Annotated in this window: 8 protein-coding genes; 2 read left to right on the forward strand and 6 right to left on the reverse strand. The window is 73.1% G+C overall.

The features are described 5' to 3' along the window. Positions 1–3 precede the first annotated feature (3 nt). Positions 4–1,407, reverse strand: a complete 1,404-nt coding sequence (locus OG485_RS32710; RefSeq protein ID WP_328672177.1) for a helix-turn-helix domain-containing protein — start codon at positions 1,405–1,407, stop codon at positions 4–6. A gap of 82 nt (positions 1,408–1,489) precedes the next feature. Continuing rightward, the gene (locus OG485_RS32715) at positions 1,490–4,555 is read right to left on the reverse strand and encodes an alpha-mannosidase (RefSeq protein ID WP_328672178.1); all 3,066 of its coding nucleotides are present in this window, start codon (positions 4,553–4,555) and stop codon (positions 1,490–1,492) included. A gap of 269 nt (positions 4,556–4,824) precedes the next feature. Here OG485_RS32715 and OG485_RS32720 point away from each other — a divergent pair, with 269 nt between their 5' ends. Continuing rightward, positions 4,825–5,223 carry an ATP-binding protein gene (locus tag OG485_RS32720; protein WP_328674747.1) on the forward strand — a complete coding sequence of 133 codons (399 nt, stop codon included), beginning with the start codon at positions 4,825–4,827 and terminating at the stop codon, positions 5,221–5,223. Positions 5,224–5,295: 72 nt separating this feature from the next. Here the strand turns inward: OG485_RS32720 and OG485_RS32725 are convergent, their stop codons facing one another. Both OG485_RS32725 and OG485_RS32730 read right to left on the reverse strand, forming a co-directional pair. Next, complete coding sequence (locus OG485_RS32725) at positions 5,296–6,324, reverse strand: DUF2637 domain-containing protein (RefSeq protein ID WP_328672179.1); 1,029 nt, start codon at positions 6,322–6,324, stop codon at positions 5,296–5,298. A 400-nt stretch (positions 6,325–6,724) separates the two neighbouring features. Continuing rightward, positions 6,725–7,636, reverse strand: a complete 912-nt coding sequence (locus OG485_RS32730) for a (2Fe-2S)-binding protein (protein WP_328672180.1) — start codon at positions 7,634–7,636, stop codon at positions 6,725–6,727. Positions 7,637–8,016: 380 nt separating this feature from the next. Between OG485_RS32730 and OG485_RS32735 the strand changes: the two genes are divergently transcribed. Then, the gene (locus OG485_RS32735) at positions 8,017–8,931 is read left to right on the forward strand and encodes an FCD domain-containing protein (RefSeq protein ID WP_443048956.1); all 915 of its coding nucleotides are present in this window, start codon (positions 8,017–8,019) and stop codon (positions 8,929–8,931) included. Positions 8,932–9,330: 399 nt separating this feature from the next. Here the strand turns inward: OG485_RS32735 and OG485_RS32740 are convergent, their stop codons facing one another. After that, positions 9,331–10,110 carry a hypothetical protein gene (locus tag OG485_RS32740; RefSeq protein ID WP_328672181.1) on the reverse strand — a complete coding sequence of 260 codons (780 nt, stop codon included), beginning with the start codon at positions 10,108–10,110 and terminating at the stop codon, positions 9,331–9,333. Between the two features lie 136 nt (positions 10,111–10,246). Further along, entirely contained in the window at positions 10,247–11,920 is a 1,674-nt protein-coding gene (locus OG485_RS32745) for a PucR family transcriptional regulator (RefSeq protein ID WP_328672182.1), read from the reverse strand. Positions 11,921–12,299 lie beyond the last annotated feature (379 nt).

The following is a 12,299-nucleotide window of genomic DNA, read 5'->3' on the forward strand; positions in this document are numbered from 1 at the left end:
CGCTCAGTCGGAGGCCAGGGTCCAGCCGTTCTCCTTGTACCAGTATTGCGGCAGGCCCTTGATGCCGCTGGTGCGGAACGGGACACCTTGGTCGTCGATCCGGACCGTACCGGTGCGCCCCTGCGAGGACCAGTCGAGCTCCATGTACCAGCGGCAGTCGCAGTTCTCGGTCTGGGCGTCGACCATCAGCACCTGGGGGTCCTTCACGGACACCCGGAAGGGCATGCTCAGAGTCCGGGAATCCGCTCCTTCGCCATCGCCCGGGACCGGGCGGGCGATGGGCCGGTCCTTGTCCAGATCGACGTCGAACGAGCCGGGCCCCATAAGGCCGCCGCAACCCCCGCCCGTGAAGTAGGACGGGCTCTTCAGCGGGGCCGAGCGTCCGACGACCCGGACCCGCAGCGCCTCCAGGACGACGGCCGCGTCCGACCGCCCCTGCACGGTGATGTCCACGAGCGTCTGGCCGCCGTGCACCCCGTTCTGTGTCTGCGCCCACGGGGAGGCGTCCTGCGGGTCCGGCGGAGGCGGCACCTGGTCGGGTGTCTTGTCGATGACGTAGTTGTGACCACAGCCGACCGCCCAGCGATGGGAGTTCACGGTCCAGGTGAGGGGAGGGACGGCGGAGACGGCCTTGGGGGAGGGGCTCGTGGACGGGCTCGGCGAGGTGTCGCCGCTGCCGGACGGGCTAGGGGAGGGGGAGCCGGACGGCCGGCTGTGCGTCTTCGAGGGGGATGCGGACGGTGTCGCGGACCCGTGCCGCGCGCCGCCTGCCGCCTTCGCGGTCGGTGCGCCGGACACCCGGTCGCCGGCGTCCGTCGCGGCGTGCCCGGAAGGCAGGGCGGACAGACTGCCCAGGGTGGCGAACAGCGCCGTCACCACCGCCGCGGCGACCGCGACGCGGCGCCTGTACCAGGGCGTTCGCGGCGCTCCGGCGGGCTCGGGTCCCGTCTCCGTGGCCGTCCGGGCGGCCTCGGTGGTGACCGGCGAGGAACCGGGCGACGCCGGTTCCGGCTCGGGAAGCGACGGATTCGCGGACGGGGACATCGACGCCGACGGGCTCGCCGAAGCCGACGGGCTCGATGACGCCGACTCCGTGGCGGACGGAGCGGACGGCGCGGGTGGGGCGGACTCGGTCCCCGGAGTCGTCCGGGACCGTTGCCGGGCCGCCACCGCGAGAACCCACAGCCGGTGGAGTTCGACCCGCTGGGCCGGAGCCGCCCCGCACAGCTCGGCGAACCGCTCCACGGGTGCGAACCCCTGCGGCACCGCCTCCCCCGCGCAATACCGGTGCAGTGTCGAGGCGTTCATGTTCAGGTGACGGGCCAGCGCGGCGTAACTGCGGTCGGAGCGGGCCTTCAACTGCCGCAGCATCGCCGCGAATTCCTCGACATCGTCCCGCGATGACACCGTTTCCTCCGCTTCTCGACCCAGGACGGCATCCCAGGCACTCCCATGATGAGAGGTCAGAAGGCCTGGGATGGTTCCCACTTCACGGGAGCGTCCTTACCCCTTCCTGTGCCGTGGCACCAGCGGGTGGGTCCAGCGGGCGGGCGGGCCGCAGTCGCAGGGTGAGGATCTGGAACGGCCGCAGCTCGATCTCCGGCGGGGCCTCGCGCAGCGGGCGTTCCAGCAGGTCGGTCACCTCGGTCCGGGAGACCGGGAAACCGGCGGTCACCTTCGCGCGGGCCCGCCCGCCCCGTGACTCGTACAGCCGCACCACCACGTCGCCGCTGCGGTCCTCCGCGAGCTTGACCGACTCGACGGTGACGGCCGGGTCGGCGACGCTCACCAGCGGTTCGGGCGCCGTCGCCGCGGCCTGGCGCAGTGGCAGATTGAGCGCGAGTCCTTCCGCCACGGCGTCCCCGACGCCGGCCCCCGGCAGCAGCGCGTACGTGAACCGGTGCGTGCCGAGATCGGTCGAAGGGTCCGGGCTGTGCGGGGCGCGCAGCAGGGTCAGCCGTACGGTGGTGCCGAGGCCCTCGGCATGCGGGGTACGGGTCACGTCGTGGCCGTACGTCGAGTCGTTGAGCACCGCGACGCCGTACGACTCCTCCGCGACCCGCAGCCAGCGGTGGGCGCAGATCTCGAAACGGGCCGCGTCCCAGCCGGTGTTGGCGTGGGTGGGGCGGTGGACGTGCCCGAACTGGATCTCGGCGGCGGACCGTTCGGCCTGGACGTCGAGCGGGAAAGCGGCCTTGAGGACCTTCTCCGACTCCTGCCAGTCGACGTCGGTCACGATGTCCAGCCGGCGGCTCGCTGCCGTCAGCCGGATCTCCTGGGTGATCCGGGAGGAGCCGAGGACGCGGGTGACGCGCACGGCCGCCCGCAGCGGCCCGCTCTCCACCAGCTCCACCGACTCGGCGGACGTCAGGTCCGTGCGGGTGCGCCGGTAGTGCCGGTCGATGTCCCAGGCGTCCCAGGCGTTGGGATGGTCGGGGTGGAGCTGGAGCAGATTGCCGGGACCGCACAGCACCTCCCGGCCGTGCGCGAGGTCCCGTACGGAGGTCAGCAGCCCGTCGGCGTCGATCCGTACCCGCAGCCGGTCGTTCTCCAGCACGATGACGCCGTCGTCGTGTGCGGCCCGGACGGTGGGCCCCGGCCCGGTGGACACGGCGGCGCCGCCCAGCCCCGGCACCGTGACCAGCGCGTCCCCGACCACCTCGGTCCGCTCGTAGGGCGAGGCGTTCAGTACCGCCGGCGAACCGGACCCCAGCGCCCGTACCGCCTCCGCGGTGATCTCCTCCAGCTCCGCGAGCACCCGTGCGTACGTCTCGCGTGCCTCCCGGTGCACCCAGGCGATCGAGGAGCCGGGCAGGATGTCGTGGAACTGGTGCAGCAGCACGGTCTTCCAGAGCCGGTCCAGGGCGTCGTACGGGTAGGTGTACGACGGATCGCGCACGGCGGCCGTCGCGCACCACAACTCGGCTTCACGCAGGGCGTGTTCGGAGCGGCGGTTGCCCTGCTTGGTCTTGGCCTGCGTGGTGTAGGTGGCCCGGTGCAGTTCCAGGTACAGCTCGCCCGACCACACCGGCGCGTGGGCCCCGTACTCTTCCTCGGCGGCGGCGAAGAACGCCTCCGGTTTCTCGATCCGGACCGTGGGCGAGCCCTCCAGGGACCGCAACCGGCGTGCCTTCTCCAGCATTTCGCGGGTCGGGCCGCCCCCGCCGTCGCCCCAGCCGAACGGGACGAGTGAGCGGGACGCCAGGCCCTTCTCCGCGAAGTTGCGCTCCGCGTGGGCGAGTTCGCTGCCGTGGAACTGCGAGTTGTAGGTGTCCACGGGCGGGAAGTGGGTGAAGACCCGGGTGCCGTCGATGCCCTCCCACCAGAAGGTGTGGTGGGGCATCTTGTTGGTCTGGTTCCAGCTCAGCTTCTGGGTGAGGAACCAGCGGACGCCGGCGAGCTTCGCCAGTTGCGGGAAGGCGGCCGTGTAGCCGAAGGAGTCCGGCAGCCAGATCTCCTCGGTCTCGACCCCCAGTTCCTCCCGGAAGAATCGTTTGCCGTGCACGATCTGCCGGGCCAGCGCCTCACCGCCGGGCATGTTGGCGTCGGACTCCACCCACATCGACCCCACGGGGGCCCAATTGCCCTCCCGCACCGCCTTCTTGATGCGCTCCCAGATGTGCGGCTGGTGCTCCTCGACCCAGGCGTACTGCTGTGCCTGGGAGCAGGAGAAGACCAGCTCCGGGTAGTCGATGGCCAGCGCGGTGACGTTGGCGAAGGTCCGGGAAGCCTTGCGGACCGTCTCGCGCAGCGGCCACAGCCACGCCGAGTCGATGTGCGCGTGTCCGGTCGCCGAGACACGGTGCGCGCTGGCGGACGCGGGCCGCGACAGCACCTCCGTCAGCTCGGCCCGTGCCGCCGCGGCCGTGCCGGACACGTCGTGCAGATCGAGGGCGTCGAGCATGTTCTCCAGGGCGCGCAGGATCTCGTGCCGTCGTGGCCGCTGCGGGTCCAGCTCGTACATCAGCTCCGAGAGGACCTCGGCGTCGAGGACCAGATGCCACACGTCCTCGTCCAGTACGGCGAGGTCGGCAGCCGCGAATCGGTAGATCGGCCCATCCCCGGCGGTCAGCACGTCTCCCAGAGGGGTGGGCTCGAAGCCGTGCAGGACGGCGGGGTTCGCCGCCGCCTCCAGCAGCAGGCGCACCGCCTCGCCTCCCCTCGCCGGTGCCCCGACCGTCAGGTGGCGGTTGCGCGGGTGGATGCCCTTGAGGGGGACGCCGGCGGTGTCGTACAGCAGTCCCTCCGCCTGGAATCCGGGCCCGTCCCCGGTGAACCCGGGGTCGATCACTACTTCCACGAGGCGGCCCGCCCATTCCTCGGGCACCCGGCCCTCGATGCGGAACCAGCTCGTCGACCAGGGCTTTCCCCAGGCCGTGCCGGCCGTGAAGGGCTCGTAGGAGGCCTGGAGCGCCTGCCCGACGGGCACCGGCTCGCCCGGCGCGTGCCACGCGGAAAGCGTGAGCGGCACCCGGTCCCCGTACTGCGCGGGGCGCAGGAACTGCCGCAGCGCGCGCTCCAGACGGGCCTCCACCAGCGAACGGTCGTCGTGCACGGCGGCTCCTCGGTGCTCGGACGGCTCTGTCGACCCCTTCACTTCCCCGCGCGCGGCTCGCGCACCCGCGCCCGTACGGGGGCTGGTTGATGATTCGACATGACTGTCACGTTCTCGATGAGGGCATGGATCCCGTGAACGTGTTCGAGCAGAGGGGAACCGACATCGGCACGCAGGCGGGGGTCATGAAGCGGCAGGCACCAGGAGGTGGTCCCATGACCAAGGGGGCCTACTCCACCGATCCAGTGGAGGAAGCATCCGACGGGGCGATGGACGAACCGGACGGCGCGCAGTTCCGGCGCCGGCTGGGCAAGGCGGATCTGCGGGCGGTGCCCGAGGCGCGCAAGGCGCTGAGGGAGCACTTACGGCACTGGGGGAAGCCGGGCAGGGCCGAGACGGCTGAGCTCCTGACCAGTGAGCTCGTCACCAACGCGCTGATCCACACGGACGACGACGCCGTTCTGACCGCGACGATCGGACCGCGCGGACTGCGCGTGGAGGTCCGGGACTTCGTGGGACGCAGGCCCCGACTGCGCGTACCGAACGCCGACGACGGTACGCACGGCAGAGGTCTCGTCCTCGTCCAGTCCCTGGCGGACGCGTGGGGCGTACGGTCGCACGGGGTGGGCAAGGCGGTGTGGTTCGAACTGAACGGCGACGCGGTGTAGGAACACCGCGTCGCCGTTGTCGTGGCCGGGCCTGTCCGGAGCGCCGGACAGGCTGCCCGGGCCTCGTCCGGCTCAGCCGAACTGCTGTTCAAGGTCCTTGAGCTTGCGCTCCAGGGAGTCGAGCCGGGGCAGGGCCATCGTGTCGTCCTCCGTGGTGAGGTCGACGGTGATCGGCTCAGCGCTCTTGCGGACGGGGGTGAGGGAGGGCCGCGATCGTACGGGCAGCTGCTCCGCGGTGGATATGGCGGGCTCCGTGGAGGTCCCGGCGGGTGCCCGCTCCACGGTGGTCTCCAGTTCCCGGGCGGCGCCACGGCCGGGGAAGCCGCGGCTGAGCGCCTTGAGGTGCGCTCGCTCGACCCGCTCCTCGTTGCGGCGGCGCAGTCGGGTCTGCTCCTTCTGGCGCCGGTCCTCGCGCACCTCGTCCACGGCCTCGTCCAGGGACCGGACGTTCTCCAGGAGCATCAGTGACCACGCGCTGTACGTCTCACGCGGGGCACGCAGCCAGCGGACTATACGGATCTGCGGCAGTGGACGCGGCACCAGGCCCTGCTCGCGCAGGGCGGCCCGACGGGTCTGCTTCAGGGCCCGGTCGAACAGGACGGCGGCCGACAGGGACATCCCCGCGAAGAACTGCGGAGCGCCGGCGTGGTCCACGCCCCGGGGCGCGTGCACCCAGTTGAACCAGGCCGCGGCACCCGCGAAGGTCCACACGAGTATGCGGGAGCCGAGCGCCGCGTCACCGTGGCTGGCCTCGCGCACCGCGAGGACGGAACAGAACATCGCCGCCCCGTCCAGGCCGAACGGGACGAGGTACTCCCAGCCGTTGGAGAGGCCGAGGTTCTGCTGGCCGAAGCCGACCAGGCCGTGGAAGGAGAGTGCCGCCGCGACGGCGGCACAGCAGAACAGCAGGACATAGGAGGCCGTGCCGTAGACGGCCTCCTTACGCCTGCGGCGCTCCTCGGTGCGCTCCCACGAGTCGTCGCTGCTCGCGCTGTCCCCGGACCGCTTGCCGCGTGCGAGCACCGCCACCGCCGCCAGCAGGCCCAGGAGCAGAACGGCGCCTGGAAGCAGCCAGTTCAGCGATATGTCGGTCAGTCTCATCGGGGGTCCCTTGCATTGGGATAGGGCGTAACGCCCGCCATAGTGGCCCAATCACATCGGCCCTCAGGGGGTTTCGGGGCAAGAGGCCGCCAAGGAAGTGCAAGAAGGTACGCAGGGCGACTTTCTGCTCGAACTGCCGCACGAGGGACGGGAGTTGAGTACGAATTAAGACTACCCATACGGATGGTTCCGCGGAAAGTTCCTGGGACAAGTGAGGAATGTGTGAAGTACCTGTGATCCGCGGACGGGCCGCGTCCGCCGCTCGGGTGCTCGGGTGCTCGGGTGCTCGGGTGCTCGGGTGCTCGGGTGCTCGGGCGCTCGGGCGCTCGGGCGGTCCGGGGGTACCGGGACCGGTTCTGATCGCGGGGCGGCGTACGGTCGCGCTCTCGCCCCGGTCGTCTCAACCCGCGTCGGCGGTGGTCAACTTGGCGACGCGGGCCGTGTCGCAGGTGCGCGGACAGGTGCCGCAGGTGTCCTCGGGGCGCACGGTGTAGAAGAGGCAGCAGCTCACCCGGTCGCGGGTGGGCAGGGACTGCCCGTCCGGACCCGTCAGTTCGCGGAAGGCCGCCGAGCCGACGTACGGCCGGGTCGAGTCCGGCAGCAGCAGTTCCAGCTCGCGCATCGCGCGCCGCTCCTCGCCGAGCAGGCCGGCGACGTACCAGAGGCCCTCGACGATCTCGTCCGTGGCCATGCCCCACAGCGCCCGGCCGCGCCGTCGCATCCGCGGCCCGAATCCGCCGAGGACGGGCTCCAGGTGCTCGGCCACCGCGGCGCGCACCTCCGCGCGCAGCGCCTCCTCGTCCGGCACGACCCGGGCACCCGGCAGGGCGGCGGCCGGGTCGTCCGGCAGGCAGGCGAACGTGGTGATCCGGACGGCCATCCGGCCTTGCTCACGCTGGAATGTGACGTCCTCCACAGGCAGGCGGGGCACCCGGCGCCGGAGGAACCACGGAACGGTGATCAGCAGGCAGGCCGGCCAGGCGTACCGGTGCAGTCCGAAACCGGCCACCACGTCGGGCCGTGCCCGCGCGCCGTAGTCCCGGAGCACCTGGGCCTCGTCCCAGGCGAGAAACGCGTCGAGGTCCGGCCCGCCCTCGGCGAGCCGGGCGGCGGCGGCCCAACCCGGGCCCCGCGGGGCCGCTTCACCCGCTCCCAGCTCGGTGACGCCCAGGCCGGGGAAGGCCTCGCCCAGCCGCGCGTAGGCGTCGGCGAAGGGCGACACGGCGGCGGCCGGCGTGCCAAAACCGGCCACAACGGTCGTGGCCGCCGGGGCGGTCGTGGCGGCGTCGGCCGACAGCGTGGGAGTGGACATGCGAAACCATCGCTTCACGATCGTTAGCAGGTAAGCCTTACCTTACCCTGTCGTCCGGGTGTTTGAACTGGGGCCGTGTGCGCCTATCGTGCTTGACGGGCCAGTAACAATCGACGCCTTGACCCCAGTACCGACGACCCGGAGGAGGAACCGTGGAGCAGACCGGCCCGCGCGGCGCGCACGGCTCCACCGGGGCGTGGGTCCCGGACATCCACGGGGACGCCTTCCGGGTCCCGCGGCAGCCGGGGCCCTCGGACGCGGGACGGGTCAGGGGAGTGCCCGCGGGCGTCGTGGGCGACGGTCCCGGTGCCGGGCCGGCCGGCGCCCGCCCCGTGGTCCTGGCATCGGCCCGCGGTGAGCACACGCACAGCGAGGCCCCGATCCCGCACCCGCGCACCGAGGACACCCGCGCAGCCGTACGCACGGACGACACCCGCCCCGGCGCGAACCCCGGGAACGGCAGGCCCGCACCCGCCGACGAGACGCGCCCCGCCGGACGGCCGGAGAGCGCCGGTCCCGCGCACGCGGACCGGGCCCGGCCGGGAGCGGACGCCGGGGGCGCGCGGCCCGCGCACACCGAGGAGACCCGTCCGGCCGTACGTCAGCCGAACGCCCGCCCCACGCACGCCGAGGAGGCCCGCCCCGCCGTCCGCGCGGAGGCCGCCCGCCCCCTCGTGCAGCGCGCCTCCGTCCGGGGGCAGATCGTCGACGCCCTGCGTACCGCGCTCGTCGCGGGTGAACTCGCTCCCGGCGAGGTGTACTCGGCGCCCGCGCTCGGCGAGCGCTTCGGGGTGTCGGCGACGCCCGTCCGGGAGGCGATGCAGCAACTCGCCCTCGAAGGTGCCGTCGAGGTCGTCCCCAACCGGGGCTTCCGCGTCATCGAGCGCGGCACCCGGGAACTGGCCGAACTCGCCGAGATCCGGGGCCTGATCGAGGTCCCGGTGATGCTCCGGCTCGCGCGAACCGTGCCCGCCGCCCGCTGGGCCGAGCTGCGCCCGCTCGCCGAGGCCACCGTGCGGGCCGCCTCCTCGGGCTGCCGTGTGACCTACGCGGAGTCCGACCGTTCCTTCCACCGTGCGGTCCTCGCCCTCGCGGGCAACGCGCAGTTGGTGCGCATCGCCGACGATCTGCACCGCCGTGCCCAGTGGCCGCTCGTCGGCGGTACCGTCTCCCGGGGCCGCGCCGACCTGGTGGCCGACGCGGCCGAACACGCCGCGCTGCTGGACGCGTTGATCGCCGAGGACCTGGCGGTCGTCCAGATGCTGGTACGGGAGCACTTCACCGGCGCGCCCTGACCGCCGCGGCACCTCGCCGACCCCGGCGCCCCTGACCGGCCGCGGGTACGGCACCCGGCCGGCCCCGGCGCCTCCTGTCCGGCCGCGTCACTTTGCCGACTCCGGCGCCTTCTGACCGGCCGCGGGTACGGCACCCCGCCGGTCCCGGCGCGTACTGACCGGTCGCGGGCGAGGTACCCCGCCGACCCTGCCGCTTCCGCCGCCTCCGGCGCTTTCCGACGCCGTCCGTCGCTTGGCCGTCCGGCTCCGTTCGGCTTCAGTGGCCCGAGCACACCGGGCCCGGAGCCCGGGGCCCCGCGTGCTCGTCCCGTCGGGTGCCGTCACGTCGAAGGGGCGCCCGCCGGGAGTCCGTCGGGCGCCCCTTCGTACGGGGTCACTTGCTCAGGCAGGCCCGGACGGTCAGGCCGTAGCGGCGGGTGGCGCCGGGGTCAACTGGTCCGCCAGCCACAGGGGGACGCCCCCGAGCAGCCGGAACAGCCGTCCGGCCTCAGCCCGCAGCCGCGAGGCCTCCGGCTCGGTCTCGGCGTCGGCGAGCGACGCCAGCGCCGGCGCCGTACCGACCAGGTAACCGAGCTCCTCCCGGATCCGCAGGGATTCGGCGAAGCCGTGCCGGGCCTCCGCCAACTCCCCTTCACGCAAGGCGAGTCCGGCGAGGTGCCGCCAGGTGAAGGACAGCAGCAGCGCGTCGTTCTGGGCCGTAGCGCCCGCATGCGCCCGCCGGTACGCGGCGCGGGCCGCCTGCGGAGCGTGCGCGAGGTTCTCGGCGAGCAGTCCGCGCCGGAAGTCCAGCAGTGCCCGGCCGGGCGCGCCCGGCGCGAGCAGCGCCGCGGCCCGGCCGAGCGCCGCACGCGCCTCGTCGGCCCGGTCGCGCACGCCCAGCAGGGTGGCCGCGTACGCGAGTTGGCCCCGCTCGCAGGCGGCCGCGCCCCGCTCGTCGTCGCTCTGTGCGAGTGCCTCGGCCGTGCGCAGCGCGTCCTCCGCCTCGGCCCAGCCCTGCTCGGTGTAGAGACAGCGCTCGACCAGGAGCGACGCTCTCTGGAGCGCCGGCCCCGCCGCGCGCGGCTGGATCAGCGCGGCCGCGTCGGCCCAGCAGGCGCGCGAGCGCAGCCGCCATACCGCGGTCTGGAGTGGATCGTCCCCTGCAGTCGTTCCGGTACCAGACATGGCGGTATGCGCCACGTTGCCCTCCCCGAGCACGCCATTGAGCTGTTGAGTGGTGGCATCTCAGCACGGATCACCGGGCCCGGCCAAGGGGGTAGGTGAAGGATTTCACAAAGTCATCGATCCCGCGCCGGGCCGCACGGGGCTCCTGGGGTCAGCTCATCCGCAGTGCCAGGAAGAAGTCCAACTTGTCTTCCAGGCGCGACAGATCACGACTCGTCAACTGCTCGATACGGCCGACGCGGTAGCGCAGCGTGTTGACGTGGAGGTGCAGACGGGCCGCGCAGCGCGTCCAGGAGCCGTCGCAGTCGAGGAACGCCTCCAGGGTCGGGATCAGCTCCGCGCGGTGCCGGCCGTCGTACTCGCGCAGCGGGTCCAGCAGACGGGCGGTGAAGGCGCGGCGCACGTCGTCCGGGACGAACGGCAGCAGCAGGACGTGCGAGGCCAGCTCCTGGTGCCCGGCGGCGCAGACCCGTCCGGGGCGGGCCGCGGCGACCCGGCGGGCGTGCCGTGCCTCCTCCAGGGCGCCGCGCAGCCCCTCGGCCGAGTGGACGGCCGCGCTGACGCCGATGGTGAGCCGGCCGTCGTCGTTCAGCCCGGCCGACAACGGCTCCCGTACGGCCGTCAGCAGCGTGTCGGCGTGCAGACCGGGCTCGGGGCCCTCCTCCTCGGAGGAGACCGCCGGAAGGGGGACGAGCGCGACCGCCTCCGCACCCGTATGGGCGACGGCGATCCGGTCGGAGTGCTCCGGCCCCGGCGACAGCGGGTCGACGAGGATCTCCTCCAGCAGTACCTGGGCGACCGGGCCGCCCTCGATCTCGCCGCCGTCCCACTCGACGCGCGCCACCACGACCTGCCAGTGCGGGGCCGCGCCGAGGCCCGGCAGCAGCACCGGCGCCGCGACCCGCAGCCGGGCCGCGATCTCGGCGGGGGCGGCCCCCGTCTGGACGAGTTCCAGGACTTCCTGTGCGAGCCGTCGGCGCACCGTGCGCGCCGCGTCCCGCCGGTCCCGCTCCACCGCGATGAGCTGGGTGACGCCCTGGAGCAGGTCGAGCCGCTCCTCGGGCCAGTCCCCGGCGTCCGCCTCGACGGCGAGCAGCCAGTCGGAGAGCACCGTCTCGCGGACGTCGCGGAGGGCGCCCGGGGCGCGCCCGGCGGAGCGGACCGGGAAGAGCGAGTACATCGCCGGGCCCACCGTCACCCGGTGCGGTCCCCGGCGCCCGCCGCGGACCGCCGTGAGATGCGCAGCGGCCAGCTCGGCGCGGGTCCCCGCGGGCAGCGCGCCGCCCGCGAGCTTCGAGCCCGCGATGGGCCGTCCGGCGGGCGAGAGGACCCAGGCGCGCAGGTCGAGGTCGGTGCCGAGGAGGTCGAGGACCACGTCGGGGCCGCCGCCCGCCGGGCCCGAGGTCATCATCCGCCGGTGCCGCTCGACCACGGCGGCCAGATCCCCGGCGCGCTCGCCCGAGACCTGGCGCACGACGTGCTCGGTGATCGTGGCGAAGGCGACCGACTCGTTCACGGCGAACAGCGGCAGCCGGTGCCGGGCGCAGGCCACGACCAGGTCGTCGGGGATGTCGCCGAGCTCCGCCTCGCCCGCGGCCAGGGCCGCGACCCCGGCGCTCGCGAGGATGCGGACGAACGGCTCGGAGTCCTCGGCGTCGTGCCGCCAGGCGAGGCCGGTGAGGACCAGTTCGCCGCCCGACAGATAGCGGCTCGGGTCCTTGAGGTCGGTGGTCATCACACCGCGTACGGTGCGGTCCAGCTCGTCCTCGCCGCCGAGCAGCCGCAGGCCCAGCGCGTCCGTGTCCAGCAGTGCGCGCAGCCGCATTCTCGTCGCCGCCGTTCTTTGTCTCGAAATCTACGATGGATCGGTGGAGGGCCCGTCGGCCTCCCGGGCTCCGCGGAGCTGTCCGTGGGTTCCGGGAAACCTGCGGTACCGCCCCTGGGCCTTCGGTTCCGGAGGGCCGTGCCCCGTTTCCACGGTGCGTGTCCCTGTTTCCGGAGGGCCGGGCCGTCTGTTTCCGGAGGACCGGCCGATTGTTTCCAGAGGACCGGCCGACTGTTTCCGGAGGAAAACGAGGAGGTTGCCGATGGCCTCGGTTCATACGAATCTACAAGATGCGCGCGCTGGCCAGCGAACTCCTTCATGGTTTCGGTGACTGACCCCGGTGCCGGACACCGCTGTGTACTGACCCCACTCCGCTGTT

The sequence above is a fragment of the Streptomyces sp. NBC_00328 genome, assembly GCF_036139655.1.
GTDB lineage: Bacteria > Actinomycetota > Actinomycetes > Streptomycetales > Streptomycetaceae > Streptomyces.